Origin of the sequence: Streptomyces sp. BK79, assembly GCF_044142145.1 — a bacterium.
Lineage (GTDB): Bacteria > Actinomycetota > Actinomycetes > Streptomycetales > Streptomycetaceae > Streptomyces.
Genome location: NZ_JBHVOC010000015.1, coordinates 97,778 through 118,830 on the forward strand (window position 1 = coordinate 97,778; position 21,053 = coordinate 118,830).

The 21,053-nt window shown below is 72.3% G+C and carries 17 protein-coding genes; 11 read left to right on the plus strand and 6 right to left on the minus strand.

The annotated features are described in order from the left end of the window. Positions 1–71 precede the first annotated feature (71 nt). A complete protein-coding gene (locus tag ACFIF2_RS20020; protein WP_395574484.1) occupies positions 72–1,535 on the minus strand; it encodes a glycosyltransferase in 1,464 nt (487 codons plus the stop codon). Beyond that, the gene (locus tag ACFIF2_RS20025) at positions 1,532–2,836 is read right to left on the minus strand and encodes a nucleotide sugar dehydrogenase (RefSeq protein WP_395574486.1); all 1,305 of its coding nucleotides are present in this window, start codon (positions 2,834–2,836) and stop codon (positions 1,532–1,534) included. The genes ACFIF2_RS20020 and ACFIF2_RS20025 overlap by 4 nt, the downstream gene beginning before the upstream one ends. Before the next feature lie 213 nt (positions 2,837–3,049). Between ACFIF2_RS20025 and ACFIF2_RS20030 the strand changes: the two genes are divergently transcribed. Continuing rightward, positions 3,050–3,640: a malonic semialdehyde reductase gene (locus ACFIF2_RS20030; protein ID WP_395574488.1), complete on the plus strand. Its 591-nt coding sequence runs from the start codon at positions 3,050–3,052 to the stop codon at positions 3,638–3,640. 120 nt (positions 3,641–3,760) lie between these two features. Here ACFIF2_RS20030 and ACFIF2_RS20035 read toward each other — a convergent pair whose 3' ends face one another. Continuing rightward, the gene (locus ACFIF2_RS20035; RefSeq protein WP_395574490.1) at positions 3,761–4,294 is read right to left on the minus strand and encodes a DUF4245 domain-containing protein; all 534 of its coding nucleotides are present in this window, start codon (positions 4,292–4,294) and stop codon (positions 3,761–3,763) included. Between the two features lie 125 nt (positions 4,295–4,419). On the opposite strand from ACFIF2_RS20035, the gene glpX reads away from it, so the two are divergent. Next, positions 4,420–5,451, plus strand: coding sequence for a class II fructose-bisphosphatase (glpX, locus tag ACFIF2_RS20040; protein ID WP_395574492.1), 1,032 nt, complete (start codon positions 4,420–4,422; stop codon positions 5,449–5,451). A gap of 75 nt (positions 5,452–5,526) precedes the next feature. Here the strand turns inward: glpX and ACFIF2_RS20045 are convergent, their stop codons facing one another. Further along, positions 5,527–5,907 (minus strand): WhiB family transcriptional regulator, encoded by a 381-nt coding sequence (locus ACFIF2_RS20045; RefSeq protein ID WP_395574494.1) that lies wholly within the window; start codon positions 5,905–5,907, stop codon positions 5,527–5,529. Positions 5,908–6,012: 105 nt separating this feature from the next. Next, complete coding sequence (locus ACFIF2_RS20050; protein WP_395574496.1) at positions 6,013–6,720, minus strand: DUF1707 domain-containing protein; 708 nt, start codon at positions 6,718–6,720, stop codon at positions 6,013–6,015. A gap of 200 nt (positions 6,721–6,920) precedes the next feature. On the opposite strand from ACFIF2_RS20050, the gene ACFIF2_RS20055 reads away from it, so the two are divergent. From ACFIF2_RS20055 to ACFIF2_RS20070, 4 genes are all read left to right on the plus strand, one after another. After that, complete coding sequence (locus tag ACFIF2_RS20055) at positions 6,921–8,588, plus strand: fumarate hydratase (protein WP_395574498.1); 1,668 nt, start codon at positions 6,921–6,923, stop codon at positions 8,586–8,588. Positions 8,589–8,676: 88 nt separating this feature from the next. Then, entirely contained in the window at positions 8,677–10,062 is a 1,386-nt protein-coding gene (locus ACFIF2_RS20060) for a class II fumarate hydratase (protein ID WP_395574500.1), read from the plus strand. Positions 10,063–10,140: 78 nt separating this feature from the next. After that, entirely contained in the window at positions 10,141–10,845 is a 705-nt protein-coding gene (locus tag ACFIF2_RS20065) for a DUF402 domain-containing protein (protein WP_395574502.1), read from the plus strand. A gap of 280 nt (positions 10,846–11,125) precedes the next feature. Then, positions 11,126–13,264 carry a SpoIIE family protein phosphatase gene (locus ACFIF2_RS20070; RefSeq protein WP_395574504.1) on the plus strand — a complete coding sequence of 713 codons (2,139 nt, stop codon included), beginning with the start codon at positions 11,126–11,128 and terminating at the stop codon, positions 13,262–13,264. Between the two features lie 69 nt (positions 13,265–13,333). Here the strand turns inward: ACFIF2_RS20070 and ACFIF2_RS20075 are convergent, their stop codons facing one another. Next, a complete protein-coding gene (locus ACFIF2_RS20075; RefSeq protein ID WP_395574506.1) occupies positions 13,334–15,646 on the minus strand; it encodes a transglycosylase domain-containing protein in 2,313 nt (770 codons plus the stop codon). A gap of 270 nt (positions 15,647–15,916) precedes the next feature. Between ACFIF2_RS20075 and ACFIF2_RS20080 the strand changes: the two genes are divergently transcribed. The 5 genes from ACFIF2_RS20080 to ACFIF2_RS20100 all read left to right on the plus strand — a co-directional run bounded on the left by ACFIF2_RS20080 (position 15,917) and on the right by ACFIF2_RS20100 (position 20,962). Beyond that, the gene (locus ACFIF2_RS20080) at positions 15,917–16,891 is read left to right on the plus strand and encodes an SPFH domain-containing protein (protein WP_395574508.1); all 975 of its coding nucleotides are present in this window, start codon (positions 15,917–15,919) and stop codon (positions 16,889–16,891) included. Beyond that, on the plus strand, positions 16,888–17,262 hold the full coding sequence (locus ACFIF2_RS20085; RefSeq protein ID WP_395574510.1) for a hypothetical protein: 375 nt from the start codon (positions 16,888–16,890) through the stop codon (positions 17,260–17,262). Before ACFIF2_RS20080 ends, ACFIF2_RS20085 begins: the two co-directional genes overlap by 4 nt. Positions 17,263–17,409: 147 nt before the next feature. Next, entirely contained in the window at positions 17,410–17,937 is a 528-nt protein-coding gene (locus tag ACFIF2_RS20090; RefSeq protein WP_395574512.1) for a PadR family transcriptional regulator, read from the plus strand. After that, a complete protein-coding gene (locus ACFIF2_RS20095) occupies positions 17,934–18,623 on the plus strand; it encodes an ABC transporter ATP-binding protein (RefSeq protein ID WP_395574514.1) in 690 nt (229 codons plus the stop codon). The genes ACFIF2_RS20090 and ACFIF2_RS20095 overlap by 4 nt, the downstream gene beginning before the upstream one ends. Continuing rightward, the gene (locus ACFIF2_RS20100) at positions 18,620–20,962 is read left to right on the plus strand and encodes an ABC transporter permease (protein WP_395574516.1); all 2,343 of its coding nucleotides are present in this window, start codon (positions 18,620–18,622) and stop codon (positions 20,960–20,962) included. The genes ACFIF2_RS20095 and ACFIF2_RS20100 overlap by 4 nt, the downstream gene beginning before the upstream one ends. Positions 20,963–21,053 lie beyond the last annotated feature (91 nt).

A 21,053-nucleotide genomic window follows, 5' to 3' on the forward strand; every position in this document is an offset into this window, starting at 1 on the left:
GTAGACCAGCGCGATCACGGCGAGCGTGGCGCCGACGGCGAGCGCACGGCCCAGCCCGTGCAGCAGACTTCTCATGCGGGACTCCTCGACCAGACGTCGCGGCGCAGGGTGAGCAGGGCGTACGGCAGCAGCCAGGCCAGGACGCAGCAGGACAGCAGGCTCATCAGGGGCCGGCACCGCCAGGCCCGGTCCCCGGAGTGGTCGAGCCGGTAGGCGATGCCCCACACGCAGCCCTTGAGGACCACCCCGCACAGGTAGAGCAGGGTCAGCAGACCGGCCAGCTGGAGCGGGGCCCACACCAGGTGCCGCAGGACCAGGGCGGGTGCGGCGATCACCCACAGGGCGTGTCCGTAGTACAGCGCGGCGGCGGCCGGGCCCCGGCGCCACATGAAGCGGCCGGTGAAGAACAGGTTCCTGATGAAACTCTTCTTCCAGCGGATCTGCTGGCGCAGGAAGGAGGAGGGCCGGGACGGCACCCGCGTCCACACCCGGGCGGCGCGGCTGTAGCCGACCTCCCAGCGCAGCTCGGGGTAGTCGTGCCCGCGCACGAACGGGGAGTCCGCGTGCCGGTCCTTGAGCGCGCGGCCGTGCCAGGCCTGGCCCAGGACGTAGCCGGTGAGCTGGCGGTCGGTGGCGAAGCGGAAGGGGGCGCCGAGAAAGCGGTCCTCGGCCCAGGCGGGGAGGTAGTTCCAGATCGCCTCGCGGCGGAACGCGGCGAGCGGGCCGGAGACGCAGGTCACCGAGCCGAAGGCGGCCTCGGCTGCCTTGGTGATCCGGAACTGGCCCTCGTACCAGACGTCCTGGACGCGGGCCAGCAGTCCGGCGTCGGTGTTCAGCGCCCGGCAGTGGCCGCTGACCGCGCCGAGTTCCGGGTGGCGGAGCATGGCGTCCACGCAGTGCCGTACGGCGTCCGGTGCGACGACGCAGTCGGAGTCGGTGAACAGCAGGACGTCCCCGTCGGCGACGGCGCAGGCGCGGACCAGGGCGCCCTTCTTGCCGAGGTTCTCCTCCAGCCGGACGAGGGTGAGCGGCAGTTCGGCGGCGAGCCGACCGAGGACGTCCGCCGTGCCGTCGTCGGAAGCGTCGTCGACCACGACGAGCTGGAGGTCCGGGTAGTCGACGGCGGCCATGGAGCGCACGCAGGCCTCGATGTGGTCGCGTTCGTTGCGCACGGCCAGCAGGAAGCTCACCCGGGGCTCGGCGGGCAGGGCCGGGAAGGCCGCCACGTGGCGCGGGCGCCTGCGCAGGGGGCGCAGGGCCGGGTCGTCGTAGCGGCTGTAGGCGACGTGGAGGAGGCAGACGGTGCCGGCCAGGACGGTGAGGCCGTAGAGGGTGAGCAGGTCGAAGGCGTGGGGCAGGCGTACGGCGCGGCGGGCCAGGAGCAGCAGGAGGGGCAGCAGCGCCAGGAGGGTGAGCAGGCGTACGACGTCGCGGCGGACGCCCGGGTCCAGGGCGTCCAGGCGGGTGCCGAGCCGGTGGCGGACGCCGGTGCGGACCGGGGAGGCCGGTGCGCGGCCGGGACGGAGCGCGGTCATGCCGTGACCTCGGCCTCGGCGGTGACGCCGGCCGGGGTGCCCGTCGCCAGGGCGCCGCGCTGCCGGGGGTCCAGGACGGGCGGGGCGTCGCCGGCGCACAGCCACGTCAGGTCGTGCACGGGGTGGACGGTGTGCAGGACGACCAGGTCCCAGGGGCGGGTGTGCGGGTCGGGCACGTGATGCAGGGTGCCCGCGCCGACGCCGACCGAGGGCACCAGGGGGTCGCAGTAGGCGACGTCGGCGCCGGCCGCGGTGAGCCGGTCGATGATCTCCAGCGCGGGGCTCTCCCGGACGTCGGCCACGCCCTCCTTGTAGGCGACGCCGACCAGCAGCACCCGCGCGCCCCGTCCGGAAACGTCGGTGCGGGCGAGCAGGTCCAGGGCGCGTTCGGTGATCCGCGCGGGCCGGCCGGTGTTGGCGGCGAGCGCGGTCGCCACCACGGGGGCCTGCTGGCGGACCTTGTCCAGCTGCCACAGCAGGTAGTGCGGGTCGCAGGGGATGCAGTGGCCGCCCACGCCCGGCCCGGGGTAGAAGGGCTGGAAGCCGTACGGCTTGGTCGCCGCCGCCTCGATGACCGGGACCGGCGCGAGGCCCAGCGCGTGGCAGGCGTCGGCCAGTTCGTTGGCCAGGGCGATGTTGACGGCGCGGTACGTGTTCTCCCAGAGCTTGGCCATCTCGGCGGTCTCGGGGTCGGCGACGGTGCGGACGACGGAGGCGGTGGGTGCCAGCAGGGCGGCGGCCGCCCGGCTGCTGCGCGGTCCCACTCCGCCGACCAGGCGCGGGGTGCGTTCGGGGGTGTGGCGCTCGTTGCCGGGGTCGATCCGCTCGGGGGCGAAGGCCACGTACACGTCCTCGTCGGCGACGAGTCCGCGGGCCCGCAGGGGTTCGACGAGGAGGTCCCTCGTGGTGCCGACGTAGCTGGTGGAGGTGAGCACGATCAGCTGTCCGGGCACGGCGTACTCCACCACGCGGGCGCAGGCGGCGGACAGCGCCGTGAGGTCGGGTTCGCGGCGGGCGTCGACGGGGGTCGGCACGCAGATGACCACGGCGTCCGCCGCGCCCACGGCCGAGGGCTCCGTGGTGAGGCGGAAGCCGTCGCCCGCGACGGCGCAGGCGAGCTGGGCGTGGTGCAGGGGGAGCAGGTCCACGGCTCCCCGGGCGATCGCGCGCAGCCGGTCGGGACTGGTGTCGACGCCGATGACCGTCGCGCCCGCGTCCGAGAGGGCGAGGGCGGTGGGCAGTCCCACGTAGCCGAGGCCGACCACCGCGACGGTGTGACCGGCCACCTCGCCATGCGACATAGATTTCACATCGTCATATAGACGCATTTCCCCCGGGCACCCCACGGCCGACACGCCTGGCCACCCGGCCCACCGGGGCTTCTTCACCCCGGCGGCGGTGTGAAGCGGATCACCGCACTCCGAGTTTGGTTGAATGTTGAACTTCTTTCGCGTAAGGTCGTCCCCGTCAACGGCATCCGCCGCACCCGACGCACATCCCCGAGGAAGTCACGCATGTCTCTCGTTCTTGACCGCGCCGCCCAGGACCTGCTGTTCCGCGAGGCCCGTACCGCGAACTCGTTCACCGACGAGCCGGTGACCGACGAGCAGGTGCAGGCGATCTACGACCTGGTCAAGTACGGCCCCACCGCCTTCAACCAGTCGCCGCTGCGCATCACGCTGGTCCGCTCCCCCGAGGCCCGCGAGCGTCTCGTCCGGCACATGGCCGAGGGCAACCGGCCCAAGACGGCCACCGCCCCGCTGGTCGCGATCCTGTCCGCGGACAACGAGTTCCACGAGGAGCTGCCGCAGCTCTTCCCGCACTTCCCGCAGGCCAAGGACGCCTTCTTCAGCGAGCGCCCGGTCCGCGAGGGCGCCGCCACGCTGAACGCCGCCCTCCAGGCCGCCTACTTCATCGTCGGCGTCCGCGCCGCGGGCCTGGCCGCCGGCCCGATGACCGGCCTCGACTTCGAGGGCGTCCGCAAGGAGTTCCTGGACGACGACCACACCCCGCTGATGGTCGTCAACATCGGCCGCCCCGGCCCCGACGCCTGGTTCCCGCGCTCCCCGCGCCTGGCGTACGACCAGGTCGTCACCACCGTCTGAGCGGACGAGCGGGTCGCCACCACGGACCGAGGCACCCGGACCCGCCGACGCGCACACGACGAAGCCCCCGGCGCGGTGCCGGGGGCTTCGTCGTGTGCGCCGGGGTGCGGCGGCGGGCGCTCACGCCAGCTTCAGCGCCGCCGCCATCCTGCTCAGCTGCTCGAACGAGCCCGTGCCGGCCACGACCGTCGTCGCGCCCTTCATGTCGTCCGCGCCCTCCAGCACCAGCGCGTCGTACCGGCCACCCGTGTACCGGACCCACGTCCGGCCGCCGATCTCCTCGGTCTCCTCGGTCGCCCGCGCGCCCTGGCTCGCGTCATCGATGAACGTGGCCGGCTTCTTCGTGGACTGCTCGACCGCCACGTACTCGCCGTCGGGGGCGTGGAAGCCCAGGTGCCAGGCGTCGAAGTCGTCGCCCTTGAAGCGGACGGAGGTCGGCTTCCAGTCCTCGGACAGTCCCTGGGGCGCGGCCACCGGGTACGAGGCGGCGCGCTGCGCGGTGAGCAGTTCGACCCGGTAGTCGACCCGCTCGACGGGGGGCTCGCCGTCTTCATGCGGGATGAACATCCAGATCACGCCCGCCGCGAGCACGATGAGCCCGAGGGAGAGGATCATGTCCCGGGCCGACTTCTGCTTGCCACTCATTCCTGCCACGCCCCCTATCGTCGCAGGTGCCTGGAGCGCTCATACGTGGGGTCCCCTGCTCATTTTGTCGGACTGACGATAGAGTCTGGGCACACCCTCATCCGGCCGTCGTCGTATCAGAAAGGTGCGCTCCGATGACCGAGCATCACTTGCCGTCCGAACTGGACGTCCCCTCCGAGGCCCCCGACCGCAACCTCGCCATGGAACTCGTACGCGTCACCGAGGCCGCGGCGATGGCCGCCGGCCGCTGGGTCGGGCGCGGCGACAAGAACGGCGCCGACGGTGCCGCCGTGCGCGCCATGCGGACCCTCGTCCAGACCGTCTCGATGAACGGCGTCGTCGTCATCGGGGAGGGCGAGAAGGACGAGGCCCCGATGCTCTTCAACGGGGAGCGGGTCGGCGACGGCACCGGGGCCGAGGTCGACATCGCCGTCGACCCGATCGACGGCACCACGCTGACCGCCAACGGCATGACCAACGCCATCGCGGTGCTGGCCGCCGCCGAGCGCGGCTCGATGTTCGACCCGTCGGCCGTCTTCTACATGGACAAGCTGGTCACCGGCCCGGAGGCCGCCGACTTCGTCGACATCAACGCCCCCGTGTCCGTCAACATCCGCCGGATCGCCAAGGCCAAGCGGCGCACGCCCGAGGACGTCACCGTCGTCATCCTCGACCGTCCCCGGCACCAGGGCCTCATCAAGGAGGTCCGGGAGACCGGCGCCCGCATCAAGCTGATCTCCGACGGCGACGTGGCCGGCTCCATCCTGGCGCTGCGCGAGGGCACCGGCATCGACCTGCTGCTCGGCGTCGGCGGCACACCGGAGGGCATCATCTCGGCCTGCGCCGTGAAGTGCCTGGGCGGCACCATCCAGGGCAAGCTGTGGCCCAAGGACGACGAGGAGCGGCAGCGGGCGATCGACGCCGGGCACGACCTGGACCGGGTGCTGACCACCGGCGACCTGGTCTCCGGGGACAACGTCTTCTTCGTCGCCACCGGCATCACCGACGGCGAGCTGATGCGCGGGGTGCGGTACCGGTCGGAGACGGCCACGACCGACTCGATCGTGATGCGCTCCAAGTCGGGCACGGTGCGGCGGATCGACTCCGAGCACCGGCTGAGCAAGCTGCGGGCGTACAGCGCGATCGACTTCGACCGGGCGAAGTGACACCGGCTCGACCTTCCCCGGCGTGAATCAGGGCACCCTCTGTGCGGAGAGGGTGCCCTTTCGCGTGCGCGCGTCCTAGCCGGCCGCGGCTATGCGGCCCGCCGCGGTGCGGGACGCCTTCTTCAGCTCGACGTCGCGGCGGCGGCGCCTGGCCAGGACCACCCGGCGTTCGGCGGCGGTGAGGCCGCCCCAGACGCCGTACGGCTCGGGCTGGAGGAGGGCGTGCTCGCGGCATTCGACCATGACCGGGCAGCGGGCGCAGACCCGCTTGGCGGCCTCCTCACGCGAGAGGCGGGCCGCGGTGGGTTCCTTGGAGGGTGCGAAGAACAGTCCGGCCTCGTCGCGCCGGCACACCGCCTCGGTGTGCCACGGAGCGTCTTGGTCCCTGTCCCGCACCGGCCCCCGCTGGGCCGGTACGGCAGCTACCTGCAGGGACGAATGCGGCGGTTGCAGCACGGTCTACTCCTGACGACGGCTTCGCGAGCGAGAGACGATGCGTCAAGGCTTACCCGTTGTACGCGCGCCTATGCACAGGGTTTCCCACCGCGGCCGGGGCCGCGCTCACCCGTGCTTGCGCAAACCCTTCGCGACCCCCCGGTGCACCCGGTCGAGGATGTCCGCGACGAGTTTGCCGCGTCTGGGGCGCGCCTCGATGCTGCCCAGCACCGCCCAGCCGTCCACGTAGACGACGGGCGCGTCGGCCTCCGCCGAGTCGAGGGTGTCCACCTCGAAGCTGCCGAGTATGCCGCCGCCCGCGCCGCGCAGCGACACGTTCTCCGGGACGCGCACCTCGACGCTGCCGAAGACGGCGTACGCCTTGATCACGACCTGCCGGTGCTGGAACACGGCCTCGCTGAGGTCGATCTCGACGCTGCCGAAGACCGCGTACGCGTGGATGCGGCGGCTCGCCCGCCAGCGGCCCTTGCGGACGGCGCTGCTGAAGACCGCCACCAGGTTCTCGTCGGGCTCCGCCGGGACGGTGCCCGCGGTGGGACGGTCGGGGGCCGGGGCCGCGGCGGAGTGCCCGCCGGCGTGCGCGGCGGGCAGGTCGCGCACGAAGACGTCCAGCTCACCGACCGTCCGGGCGGACAGCACGCCCTCGACGCGCTCGGCGTGCTCGTCGGCGGTGAGCCGTCCCTCGGCGAGGGCTTCGCGCAGCATGTCGGCGATACGGTCACGGTCGGCGTCCGAGGCGCGCAGCTCGGAGACGCGCGGACCGGTGCCGTGCGGTGCCGCGTCCTGCGCTGGGGCGTGCTTGTGTAGGTCCACGGCAGCAGCGTACCGAAACGCGATAGATCGCGACCAGCCCTGTGGACAACCTTGTCGCGACCCGGAGCGGGACGTACTGAGCCTTACCTCACAAGCTCGCCGTCGGTGGCAGGTTCTACGCTGGTGGGCGCTGCCGATGGAGGCCAGCCGTCGTGCTGTGGAATCCAGCCCGCGCGTCTGTCGAGTGAGGAATGGGCGAGATGCCTGAGTTCGCGTACACCGATCTGCTCCCCCAGGGAGAGGACACCACTCCGTACCGGCTGGTGACCTCCGAGGGTGTCTCCACCTTCGAGGCCGACGGGCGGACCTTCCTCAAGGTGGAGCCCGAGGCGCTGCGCAAGCTGGCCGAGGAGGCCGTCCACGACATCCAGCACTACCTGCGCCCGGCCCACCTGGCGCAGCTGCGCCGCATCATCGACGACCCCGAGGCGTCGGGCAACGACAAGTTCGTGGCGCTGGACCTGCTGAAGAACGCGAACATCGCGGCGGCGGGCGTGCTGCCGATGTGCCAGGACACCGGCACGGCGATCGTCATGGGCAAGCGCGGCCAGAACGTGCTGACGGCGGGCGGCGACGAGGAGGCCCTGAGCCGGGGCATCTACGACGCGTACAAGAACCTGAACCTGCGCTACTCGCAGATGGCCCCGCTCACCATGTGGGAGGAGAAGAACACCGGCTCCAACCTCCCGGCCCAGATCGAGCTGTACGCGACCGACGGCGGCGCCTACAAGTTCCTCTTCATGGCCAAGGGCGGCGGCTCGGCCAACAAGTCGTTCCTCTACCAGGAGACGAAGGCCGTCCTGAACGAGTCCTCCATGATGAAGTTCCTGGAGGAGAAGATCCGCTCGCTGGGCACGGCCGCCTGCCCGCCGTACCACCTGGCGATCGTGGTCGGCGGCACGTCGGCCGAGTACGCGCTGAAGACCGCGAAGTACGCCTCCGCGCACTACCTGGACGAGATCCCGGCCGAGGGCTCTGAGCTGGGCCACGGCTTCAGGGACAAGGAGCTGGAGGAGAAGGTCTTCGAGCTGACGCAGAAGATCGGCATCGGCGCGCAGTTCGGCGGCAAGTACTTCTGCCACGACGTGCGCGTGGTGCGCCTGCCCCGGCACGGGGCGTCCTGCCCGGTCGCCATCGCCGTCTCCTGCTCGGCCGACCGCCAGGCCGTCGCGAAGATCACCGCCGAGGGCGTCTTCCTGGAGCAGCTGGAGACCGACCCGGCGCGGTTCCTGCCGGAGACGACGGACGAGCACCTCGAAGCGGACGGTGACGTCGTCAGGATCGACCTCAACCAGCCGATGGACGCCATCCTGGCCGAGCTGACGAAGCACCCGGTCAAGACCCGGCTGTCGCTGACCGGCCCGCTGGTCGTGGCCCGTGACATCGCGCACGCCAAGATCAAGGAGCGGCTGGACGCGGGCGAGGAGATGCCGCAGTACCTGAAGGACCACCCGGTGTACTACGCCGGTCCCGCCAAGACGCCCGAGGGGTACGCCTCCGGGTCCTTCGGTCCGACGACCGCCGGGCGCATGGACTCCTACGTGGAGCAGTTCCAGGCGGCGGGCGGCTCCAAGGTGATGCTGGCCAAGGGCAACCGCAGCAAGCAGGTCACCGACGCGTGCGACGCGCACGGCGGCTTCTACCTCGGCTCCATCGGCGGCCCGGCCGCGCGCCTCGCCCAGGACTGCATCAAGAAGGTCGAGGTCGTCGAGTACGAGGAGCTGGGCATGGAGGCCGTCTGGAAGATCGAGGTCGAGGACTTCCCGGCGTTCATCGTGGTGGACGACAAGGGCAACGACTTCTTCCAGGACCCGGCTCCGGCGCCGACGTTCACGTCGATCCCGGTGCGGGGACCGGGTCTGGCGTAGTCCGTCGCGCCGCCGTCGCCCGGGGTGGCGGGAAACCTCCCGCCACCCCGGCCGGAACATCCGCACCACCCCGCACGCTGTACCGGGTATGAGCGAATACCGCATCGAGCACGACTCCATGGGCGAGGTCCGCGTCCCCGCGGACGCCAAGTGGCGGGCGCAGACGCAGCGTGCCGTCGAGAACTTCCCCGTCTCCGGGCAGCGGATCGAGCGCGCGCACATCGAGGCGCTGGCGCGGATCAAGGGCGCGGCGGCGAAGGTGAACGCCGAGCTGGGGGTGCTCGACCAGGACGTCGCCGACGCGATCCGGGCGGCGGCCGGTGAGGTCGCCGAGGGCAAGTGGGACGACCACTTCCCGGTGGACGTGTTCCAGACGGGGTCGGGGACCTCGTCCAACATGAACACCAACGAGGTCATCGCCACCCTGGCCGGCGAGCGGCTCGGCCGCGACGTGCACCCCAACGACCACGTCAACGCCTCCCAGTCGTCCAACGACGTCTTCCCGTCCTCGATCCACATCGCCGCGACCGCCGCCGTCACCCGTGACCTGATCCCGGCCCTCGACCACCTCGCCGCCGCCCTGGAGCGCAAGGCGGAGGAGTTCGCCGACGTGGTGAAGTCCGGGCGTACGCACCTCATGGACGCCACGCCCGTCACCCTGGGCCAGGAGTTCGGCGGGTACGCCGCCCAGGTCCGGTACGGCGTGGAGCGGCTGAACGCCTCGCTCCCCCGCCTCGCCGAGCTGCCGCTGGGCGGCACCGCCGTCGGCACCGGCATCAACACCCCGCCCGGCTTCTCCGCCGCCGTCATCGAGGAGGTGGCCCGCGTGACGGGGCTGCCGCTGACCGAGGCGCGCGACCACTTCGAGGCGCAGGGCGCCCGGGACGGCATCGTCGAGACCAGCGGGCAGCTGCGGACCATCGGCGTCGGACTGACGAAGATCGCCAACGACCTGCGGTGGATGGCGTCCGGGCCGCGCACCGGCCTCGCGGAGATCTCGCTGCCCGACCTCCAGCCGGGGTCGTCGATCATGCCGGGCAAGGTGAACCCGGTCATCCCGGAGGCCGTGCTCATGGTCGCCGCCCAGGTCACCGGGAACGACGCGACGGTCGCCGCCGCCGGAGCGGCCGGCAACTTCGAGCTGAACGTCATGCTGCCGGTCATCGCGAAGAACGTGCTGGAGTCGGTGCGGCTGCTCGCCAACGTCTCCCGGCTGCTCGCCGACCGCACCGTCGACGGTGTCGTCGCCCACCGCGACCGGGCCCGCGAGTACGCCGAGTCCTCGCCCTCGGTGGTCACGCCGCTCAACAAGTACATCGGGTACGAGGAGGCCGCCAAGGTCGCCAAGAAGGCGCTGGCCGAGCGCAAGACGATCCGTCAGGTCGTGCTGGAGGGCGGCTACGTCGAGCGGGGCGACCTCACCGGCGAGCAGCTGGACGAGGCGCTGGACGTGCTGCGGATGACCCGCCCGTGAGGTCGCCCGTGCGGCCTCCCGTGAGGCGCTGTGCCGATCACCGCCGCACCGGGTGGGCGGGGCACCTAATATCTGGTCATGGCAGACGGTGAGACGGTGAGCGCGGCGGCGGACGCGGAGGGGCCGGCGGCGCCGGCCAGGTTCTGGGCACCCGGGAGTCACATCCTGTGGCGGTACCGGGAGAACGGCGGCCCGCACGTGCACATCGCCCGGCCCGTCACCGTCGTACGGGACGACGCCGACCTGCTCGCCGTGTGGCTGGCGCCCGGCACCGAGTGCGTGAAGCCGGTGCTCGCCGACGGCACGCCCGTGCACCTGGAACCGCTGGCGTCGCGCTACACCAAACCGCGCGCCGTGCAGCGCGACCGGTGGTTCGGCACGGGTGTGCTGAAGCTGGCGCGGCCCGGCGAGGCCTGGTCGGTGTGGCTGTTCTGGGATCCGGGCTGGCGGTTCAAGAACTGGTACGTGAATTTGGAGGAGCCGCTGTCCCGCTGGGAGGGCGGGGTCGACTCCGAGGACCACTTCCTGGACATCTCCGTCCACCCGGACGGCGGCTGGCACTGGCGCGACGAGGACGAGTTCGCGCAGGCCCAGCGGGACGGGCTGATGGACGCCCGGCTCGCCGAGCGGGTGCGCGGGGCGGGCCGGGCCGCGGTGGCCGGGATCCGTGCCTGGGGCTCGCCCTTCGCGGACGGCTGGGAACACTGGCGACCGGATCCCTCCTGGGCGGTACCGTCGCTGCCGGCGGACTGGGACCGCACGCCCGCGCACGTGTCCTCATGAGACCCTTGATGCGCCCCCGGCCGGGAAACGTAGGATCGTCCTCCGCAAGGACGCGGGGCCGTAACCTGCGTAGCGTGCACTGTGCTTGACCGATCGTCACCGAGGGGCGGCTGGACGTGAGCGAGGGGTACGAGGGCAATCCGGGCACGGGCCGCAGACGGTCCGCCGGTGACACAGGAACAGCCTCTGACCACGCGGGAATCCCGTTCCCTGGGCACGTATTCGGGGTATCGGGTTCTCTGCGGGACGAACCGCGCGCGCCGCGCGCGGTTCCGGACGGATGGATTCGACACGCGTGACGGAGCACCCGACCTCCTTCGACCGCCCCTCGACGGGCGCCGACCCCGCGGATCCCCGCGGGGCGCTCCTGCGTACCCCCGTGCCGCCGCGTTCCTCCGGGTCCGCGTTACCGGTACAGGGCCGCGCGGGAGAGACACCGCTCCCCTCCGGCGCGGGTGCCTTCGAGCACTCCCAGCCCGGCGCCGAGCAGGCGGAGCCGGACACGCACCGCCCGCGTCCCCCGTCCGACGGCGTCCCGGTCCAGCCGGGCGGCGCGCCGCCCGCGGTGGGCACCCCGGCGGACGGGGAGCGCCGCACCACGCCCCAGGAGCCGGACCGCCGTACCTCGCCCCAGGAGCCCGACCGCCGTACCACGCGCCGGGACCCCGACCGCCGTACCGGGCAGCTCACCGCGCCGGGCCGGCCCACGCCCATGCGGCGGGACGGGGACCGGCTGCGGTTCGTGGGCGCCGCGACCCGGCGGATCGCCCGGGGCATGGACCTCGACGAGATCGTGATGGGGCTGTGCCGGGCCACCGTGCCGACCTTCGCGGACGCGATCCTGGTCTACCTGCGCGAGCCGCTGCCGGTCGGTGACGAGCGGCCCACCGGCCCGCTCGTGCTGCGGCTGCGGCGCACCGACCGGATACCGGCCGAGCGGGACACCGAGAGCGGGTTCATCCCGGCGGTCCAGCCCGAGCCCTCGGAGCTGGAGTCGGTCGGCTCCGAGCTGTGCGAGGTGCGGCCGGGCAGCGCGCTGGCCGAGGTGCTGCGCGGCGTGCGCCCGGTCTTCACGGACACGGCCGCCGCCAGCGCCGCCCTGCCGGACCTGCTGGGTGACGGCTGCGAGTTCGCCGTGCCCGACGGCCGGCGGGCGATCCTCGCGCCGCTGCGCGGCCGGCGCCGGGTGATCGGGGCCGCCCTGTTCCTGCGCGGCCCCGAGCGCGTCGCCTTCGAGGCCGACGACCTCCTGGTCGCCGCCCAGCTCGCCACGCACAGCGCGCTCGGCATCGACAAGGCGGTGCTGTACGGGCGTGAGGCGTACATCGCCGACGAGCTGCAGCGCACGATGCTCCCGGAGAACCTGCCGCGCTGCACCGGCGTCCGGCTGGCCTCGCGTTACCTCCCGGCCGCCGAGACCGCGCGGGTCGGCGGCGACTGGTACGACGCCATCCCGCTGCCGGGCAGCCGGGTCGCGCTGGTAGTCGGGGACGTGATGGGCCACTCCATGACGTCGGCGGCCATCATGGGCCAGCTGCGGACCACCGCGCAGACCCTGGCCGGGCTCGACCTGCCCCCGCAGGAGGTGCTGCACCACCTCGACGAGCAGGCCCAGCGCCTGGGCACCGACCGCATGGCGACCTGCCTGTACGCGGTGTACGACCCGGTCTCGCACCGCATCACCGTCGCCAACGCCGGGCACCCGCCGCCCGTGCTGCTGCACCTGGGCGGCCACGCCGAGGTGCTGCGGGTGCCCGCGGGCGCCCCGATCGGGGTGGGCGGCGTGGACTTCGAGGCCGTGGAGCTGGACGCCCCGGCCGGTGCCACGCTGCTCCTGTACACCGACGGACTGGTGGAGTCCCGCCTGCGGGACGTGTGGACCGGCATAGAGCAGCTGCGGGAGCGCCTGGCCGCGACCGCGCGGCTGACCGGCCCCGACCATCCGCCGCCCCTGGAAGCCCTGTGCGACGAGGTGCTGGACATGCTCGGGCCGGGCGACCGGGACGACGACATCGCGCTGCTCGCCGCCCGCTTCGACGGCATCGCGCCCAGCGACGTGGCGTACTGGTTCCTGGAGCCCGAGGACGCCGCCCCCGGCCGGGCCCGCCGCCTGGCCCGGCGCGCCCTGGCCCGCTGGGGCATGGAGGACCTCACGGACTCCGTGGAGCTGCTGGTCAGCGAGGTCGTCACCAACGCCGTGCGGTACGCCACCAAGCCGGTCACCCTGCGGCTGCTGCGCACCGACGTGCTGCGCTGCGAGGTCGGCGACGACGTGCCGCAGCTGCCCCGGCTGCGGCAGGCGCGGGCCACCGACGAGGGCGGGCGCGGGCTGTACCTGGTGAACCGGCTGGCCCGGCGCTGGGGAGCGACCCGGCTGAGCACCGGCAAGGTGGTCTGGTTCGAGCTGAACCGGGGCTGAGCGGCCCCACGGACACGCGCGAGGGCGCCCGGTGGAGCACCGGGCGCCCTCGCGCGTTCCTGCCGTCGGTCACCGCGTCTGCCGGTCCCCGTCCCCGTCCGGGAAGAGCGGGTCCTCCGGCTCCGTCGACGCCCCGCCGGTGGGCGGCTGGGTGGACGGGCTGTTCGACGGGGACTGCGAGGGCGACTGGGACGGCGACTCGGTCGTCGGCTCCTCGCTCGTCGGTTCCTGCGTCGTCGGCTCCTGGGACGGCGACTCGGTGGCCGTCTCCTCCTCGGTCGGCGACTGGCTCGGCGACTCGGTGACCGTCGGCGAGGTGCTCGGCCGCACCGCCGCGCCCTGCTTGGTCCTCAGCTCGAACTCGGTGACCTCGTCCATGACGCCGAAGGTGTACGCCGCCCAGATCTCCGCCGGGAAGCCACCTCCGTTGACGCGATAGTCAACGCCGCCCGCGCGGTACATCGGGACCTGGGCGTGGGTCTTCGGGTCCTCGCCGAACAGGCCGACCGAGGTGACCAGGCCGGGGGTGAACCCGGTGAACCAGGCCGACTTGTTGTTGTCGGACGTACCGGTCTTGCCGGCGACCTGCTGGCCGTCGCGCAGCGGGTTCTCCCGCACCGACTGCTTGGCCGTACCGTCGTCGACCACGCCGGTCAGCACGGAGGTCACCGTGTCGGCGGCCTCGCGGCTGATGACCTGCTCGCCGATCGGGTCGGGGAACTCGAACGCGCGGTCCTTGTGCTCGACCGACTTCACGACCGCCGGGGTGACCTTCTTGCCGTGGTTGTCGAGGGTGGCGTAGACGCCGGCCATCTCCAGGGGGCTGGCGCCCATACTGCCCAGGGTCTGGGCGGGCACGGCCTCCATGCCCTCGGTCTCCATGCCGAGGTCGCCCGCGACCTTCACGACCTCGGGCATGCCGACGTCGATGCCCATCTGCGCGAAGACGGAGTTGACGGACTTGTTCATCGCCTCCTGGACGGTGATGTCGCCGTAGCTCTTGTCGTCCTCGTTGGGGGGCGCGAAGCCGACCTCCTGGTCGCCGTCCATGACGGGGCGCTCGCTCGTGCCGTCGTAGAGGGTGCTCGCGGTGATCGGCACGCCGTCCTGGGTCTCGGCGTCCTGGTCCACGGCGGCGGCGAGGATCAGCGGCTTGAAGGTGGAGGCGGGCTGGTAGTCGTCGCGGGTGGCGTTGTTGGTGAAGTGCTTCACGTAGTCCACGCCGCCGTACATCGCGACGACCGCGCCCGTCTTCGGGTCGACGGAGACGGCGCCGGCCTGTACGTCGGCGTCGACCTCGCGCACCTTCGGGTCGAGCTTGCTGGTGAGCTTGGTCCTGACCGCCTTCTCCAGGGCCGCCTGCTTCTTCTTGTCGACGTTGAGCGTGACGGTGTAGCCGCCGAGGTCCACCAGTGCCTTGGCCTGTTCCATGTCCTCGGCGGTGCCCTGGGCGACGAGCTGCTGCTTGAGCGCGTAGTTGGCGGCCTCGACCAGGTACCCGGTCTGGCCCTCCATCCCGGCGGCCGCCTTGGGCTCCTCGGGCTCCGGGAAGGTCATGCCCCGGCGGGCGGAGGAGTCCAGCCACTTCTGCTCGACCATGTTGTCCAGGACGTAGTTCCAGCGCTCCTGGACCATCTTCTTGCCGGTGTCGCTCGCGACGGCCCAGTCGTACTGGTTCGGCGCCTGGAGCAGCGCGGCGAGGTAGGCGCCCTGTTCGACCGTCAGGTCCTCGGCGTCGACGCGGTAGTACGCCTGCGCGGCGGCCTGGATGCCGTAGGCGCCGCGGCCGTAGTAGCTGGTGTTGATGTAGCCGGCGAGGATGTAGTCCTTGGACTTCTCCCGGTCCAGCTTCAGGGAGATGATCAGTTCCTTCGCCTTGCGCGTGACGGTCTGTTCCTGCGACAGGTAGTAGTTCTTGACGTACTGCTGGGTGATCGTCGAACCGCCCTGCGCGCCCTTGCCGGCGAACGTGTTGAGCAGGCCGCGCGCGGTGCCCTTGAGGTCGACGCCGGAGTCCTTGTAGAAGGTCTTGTTCTCGGCGGCGACGAAGGTGCGCTGGACCTCCTTGGGCACCTTGGCCAGGTCGACGATCTCGCGGTTGCGTTCGCCGGTGCGGGCCATGATGCTGCCGTCGCTGTACTTGTAGACGTTGCTCTGCAGCTCCGCCTCGGGGTTGCCCTCGGGGATATCGATCACCATGTACATGACGATGAAGGCGCCCATGCCGAGCAGGCAGACACCGAAGAAGGTCCCGAGGACCTTCTTCCAGGTGAACAGCCGGCGTATGCGACCGCGTCCGTCCCCGGGGGACGAGCGGCGCCGCCCCGGCGCCGCGCGGCGGCCACCGCGCTGTCGCGCTCTTCTCTCTTCCGCTCGTCCCATGGGTCCGATCCGCTCCGCTTCGGTCGTGTGTGCTCACGCGTCACACAGGTTCGCCGCTCAGGTCAGCTCAGAAAGCTAACACCGGGAGATATGGCAAACGGCTGCCGATCCGGCCTTTTACGGACGTGAGAATCAGCACCCGCTCCTATGGAACCGACGTACGAGAGGGGTTCAGGGTTGTGATGCGCGGGTAAAGTGATATCACTTAGATAGACAGACGCTAGACGCTGGGGGTGCGCGTGAGCGCGCCCTCGAGAACGGGGGAGCCTCATGGCCACACCGGACACGCACGACACGCCCGACACGCCCGACACGCCCGGCACCGGGCAGGTCACCGCGGACGTGCCCGAGATGCCGGCACCACGGGTGCGCGAATCGCAGGCGCACAGCGTCGGGGGCGGGGTCGCGCTGCTGCTGGGGCTGGTGGGGCTGCTCGTCGGCGCCGGCCTGGTCGCCGGCGCGACGGCGGTCTCCTCGACCGGCGGGAAGGCCGCGCTGATCGCGGGCGGCGTCGTCGTCGCCCTGGCCGCCTTCCTCGCGATGTGCGGGCTGAACATGGTGGCGCCGGGCGAGGCGCGGGTGGTGCAGCTCTTCGGGCGGTACCGGGGCACGATCCGGCAGGACGGCCTGCGCTGGGTGAACCCCCTCACCTCGCGCACCAAGATCTCCACCCGGGTGCGCAACCACGAGACGGCCGTCCTGAAGGTGAACGACGCCTACGGCAACCCGATCGAGCTGGCCGCGGTCGTGGTGTGGCGGGTGGAGGACACCGCGCAGGCCTCCTTCGAGGTGGACGACTACGTCGAGTTCGTCTCCACCCAGACCGAGGCGGCCGTGCGGCACATCGCCATCGAGTACCCGTACGACGCCCACGAGGAGGACGGGCTCTCGCTGCGCGGCAACGCCGAGGAGATCACCGAGAAGCTCGCCGTCGAGCTGCACGCGCGCGTGGAGGCGGCCGGCGTGCAGATCATCGAGTCCCGCTTCACGCACCTGGCGTACGCGCCGGAGATCGCCTCGGCGATGCTCCAGCGGCAGCAGGCGGGCGCGGTGGTCGCCGCGCGGCGGCAGATCGTGGACGGAGCGGTCGGCATGGTCGAGGCCGCCCTCGTCCGCATCAGCGAGCAGGGCATCGTGGAACTGGACGACGAGCGCAAGGCGGCGATGGTGTCCAACCTGATGGTCGTGCTCTGCGGGGACCGCGCCGCCCAGCCGGTCCTGAACACGGGGACGCTCTACCAGTGACGACCCCGTCCGAGGGCGCGTCCCCGACCGAGGGCCCGTCCCCGACCGAGGGCCCGTCCCCGTCCGAGGGGGGAGCCCTCTCCCAGGGGGAGACACCCGCCGAGGAGGGAGCCCCGCCCCAGGGCTCGGCCCCCGCGCGTCGGCCGCAGCAGCGCAAGCAGGTGCTGCTGCGGCTGGACCCCCAGGTGTACGAGGCGCTGGCCCGCTGGGCGGGCGACGAGCTGCGTTCGGCCAACGCCCAGATCGAGTTCCTGCTCCGCAGGGCGCTCGCCGAGGCGGGCCGGCTGCCCACGGACGCCGGCCCGCTGCCGCGCCGGGGACGGCCGCCGCGGGGCTCCGGGCCCGGGCCGGGGTCCGCGCCGCCGCCGTAGCCCCACCTCGCCTCTGGCCCCACCTGGCGTCCCACCTCGTAGCGGAACCGTGACATCCGGCCCTGACCTGCGCTTCCGCACCTCTCGCCGTCGACTCTGCACAGGGCGTATACATGCCGCGTATACACCCTGTGTAGAGTGCTCGGCATGTCCATCGGTCACACCCTCCTGGGGCTCCTGGAGTCCGGGCCACGCCACGGTTACGACCTCAAGCGTGCCTTCGACGAGAAGTTCGGTCACGACCGGCCGCTGCACTACGGCCAGGTCTACTCGACGATGTCCCGCCTGCTGAAGAACGGGCTCGTCGTCGTCGACGGCATCGAGACGGGCGGCGGTCCCGAGCGCAAGCGGTACGCGATCACCGACGCCGGCATCACCGACGTCCAGCGGTGGCTCGCCACGCCCGAGAAGCCCGAGCCGTACCTCCAGTCGACGCTGTACACCAAGGTCGTCCTCGCGCTGCTCACCCACCGCGACGCGGCCGACGTCCTCGACACCCAGCGCTCGGAGCACCTGCGCAGCATGCGCATCCTCACCGACCGCAAGCGCAAGGGCGACCTCGCCGACCAGCTGATCTGCGACCACGCCCTGTTCCACCTGGAGGCCGACCTGCGCTGGCTGGAACTGACCGCCGCGCGTCTCGACAAGCTCCGTGAGGCGGTGGCTCCCCGATGACCCCTCCCGCCGGTTCGCTGCTCTCGGCCGAAGGGCTGCGCAAGGCCTACGGACCGACCCTCGCCCTCGACGGCGCCGAGTTCTCCATCCACCCCGGCGAGGTCGTCGCCGTCATGGGCCCCTCCGGGTCCGGCAAGTCGACGCTGCTGCACTGCCTCGCCGGCATCGTGCCGCCCGACTCGGGGACCATCACGTACGACGGGCGGGAGCTGTCCGCCATGGGCGACGCCCGGCGTAGCGCCCTGCGCCGCTCGGAGTTCGGGTTCGTGTTCCAGTTCGGGCAGCTCGTGCCGGAGCTGACCTGCGTCGAGAACGTCGCCCTGCCGCTGCGGCTGAACGGCACCTCCCGCAAGGAGGCCGAGCGGGCCGCGCTGACCTGGATGGAGCGGCTGGAGGTCGACGACCTCAGGAAGAAGCGGCCCGGCGAGGTCTCCGGCGGCCAGGGGCAGCGCGTCGCGGTGGCGCGTTCGCTGGTCACGAACCCGCGGGTGCTCTTCGCCGACGAGCCGACCGGCGCCCTGGACTCCCTCAACGGCGAACGCGTGATGGAACTGCTCACGGACGCCGCCCGCTCCACCAACGCCGCCGTCGTCCTGGTCACCCACGAGGCCCGGGTGGCCGCCTACTCCGACCGCGAGATCGTCGTACGGGACGGCAAGTCCCGGGACATGGAGCGGGTCGTATGAGCGTGCGGCAGTGGACCCGGGACCTGGCCATGGGCGTCCGGTTCGCCTTCACCGGCGGGCGCGAGGGCTGGACCCGGGCCGTGCTGACGGCCATCGGCGTCGGACTCGGCGTGGCGCTGCTCCTGCTGACGACGGCGATCCCGAACGCGCTGTCCGTCCGCCACGAGAGGGAGGCCGCGCGCACCGACATCACGTTCACCGACGACCGGCCCGCGAAGAGCGACGCCACCCTGATCGTCGCCAACGTCGACACCGATTTCCGGGACGACACCGTCCGGGGCCGCGCCCTGGAGGCCGAAGGGCCCCGGGCGCCGCTGCCGCCGGGGGTGGGCGGGTTCCCCGCCCCGGGCGAGATGGTGGTCTCCCCCGCGCTGAAGGAGCTGCTGGCGTCGGACGCCGGCAGGCTGCTGCGGGAACGGCTGCCGGAACGGATCACCGGCACGATCGGGGAGAGCGGGCTGATCGGCTCCCGGGAACTCGCCTTCTACCGGGGCGCCGAGGGCCTCGCACCGCACCTCGACGGCGGCCGGATCGTCCGCATCGACCACTTCGGCGACCCTGATCCGGGATCCGAGCGGTCCGACCCGGTCCTCCTGCTGCTGGTCCTCGTCGTGTTCGTGGTGCTGCTGATGCCGGTCGCGGTCTTCATCGCCGCGGCCGTACGGTTCGGCGGCGACCGGCGTGACCGGCGGCTCGCCGCGCTGCGGCTGGTCGGCTCCGACAGCGGCATGACCCGGCGGATCGCCGCCGGTGAGGCGATGGCGGGGGCGGCGCTGGGGCTGGTCTTCGGCGCCGGGTTCTTCCTGCTCGGGCGGCAGCTCGCCGGGTCGGCCGAGGTGTACCGCGTCAGCGTGTTCCCCAGCTACCTCGACCCCTCGCCGGCGCTGGCCCTGCTGGTGGCGGTGGCGGTACCGGCCGCGGCCGTCCTGGTGACGCTGTTCGCCCTGCGCGGGGTGGTCATCGAGCCGCTCGGTGTGGTGCGTACGGCCAAGCCCACGCGGCGCCGCCTGTGGTGGCGGCTGCTGCTGCCGGTGGCCGGTCTGGCGATGCTGTACCCGATGATCGGCCAGGGCCGCTCCAACGGGGAATTCAACCAGTACCTGGTGACCGGCGGGGTGGCCCTGCTGCTCGTCGGGATCACCGCGCTGCTGCCCTGGATCGTCGAGGCGGTCGTCGCCCGGCTCGGCAGCGGTGCCGTGTCCTGGCAGCTGGCCGTGCGCCGGCTGCAGTTGAGCAGCGGCGCGGCGGCCCGCATGGTCAACGGCATCGCGGTGGCCGTCGCCGGCGCGATCGCGCTCCAGATGCTGTTCGCGGGCGTGGACGACGACTACACCAAGAGCACCGGGCAGGACGTGACGCAGGCGCAGATGGAAGTGTCCCTGCCGAGCGGGGCGCCGATCGCCCCGGCCGCCGCGAGACTGCGGGACACCCGGGGTGTCGAGGCCGTCTTCTCCTACTCCGAGGGATACGCGGGCGACCGCCGCCACGACCCCGAGAACTCCACGACTCTGACCGTGGGCGACTGCGTGTCGCTGCGTGCGATCGCGACGCTCTCCTCCTGCCGGGACGGCGACGTGTTCGCCGTGCGCGGGGCCCAGTGGGACGGCGGTGTCGACGTGATGGCGATGGCCAGGGACCGGCGCACGATGTACCTCGACCCGTCGTACGAGGGCTCGCCGAGGGGCCTGGAGCTGCCCTGGAAGGTGCCGTCGGGCGTCAAGGAGGCGAAGCCGCGCACCGGCCTGCTCGCCGGTACGGACCGGGGCGGCTTCCTGATCACCCCGAAGGCGCTGCCGGAGTCGCTCGCCCCGGGGCTGGAGGGGCACGCCTACCTGCGGCTCGACGAATCGGTGCCCGACGTCCACGAACGGGTGCGGAACACGGCGGCCGCCGTGGATCCGCTGGCGTACCCGATGGTCTGGGCGGCGACGGAGCGCAGTGGCCGTTTCGACGCCATCCGCACCGGTCTGTTCGTCGGGGCGGCGTGCGTGCTGGGCCTGATCGGCGCCAGTCTGCTGGTCTCGCAGCTGGAGCAGTTGCGCGAGCGCAGGAAACTGCTGTCGGCCCTGGTGGCCTTCGGCACCCGGCGGCGCACCCTGAGCCTGTCGGTGCTGTGGCAGACGGCGATCCCGATCGCGCTGGGCCTGCTGCTGGCCGCGGTGGTGGGGCTGACACTGGGCGCGGTCCTGCTGAAGATGACGGGCACCCCGGTCGGCGTCGACTGGACCGGCGTGCTGTCGATGACCGGGATCGGCGCGGCGGTCGTCCTGGCGGTGACCCTGCTCAGCCTGCCGCCACTGCTGCGGCTGATGCGGCCGGAGGGGCTGCGTACGGAGTAGGCGCGACGTACGGACCCGTCGGGCCGGAGCCGTGGACCCGCCACGACCGGCCCCGGCCGACCGGACCGGAACCGAGGGCACGCCCCGCCCG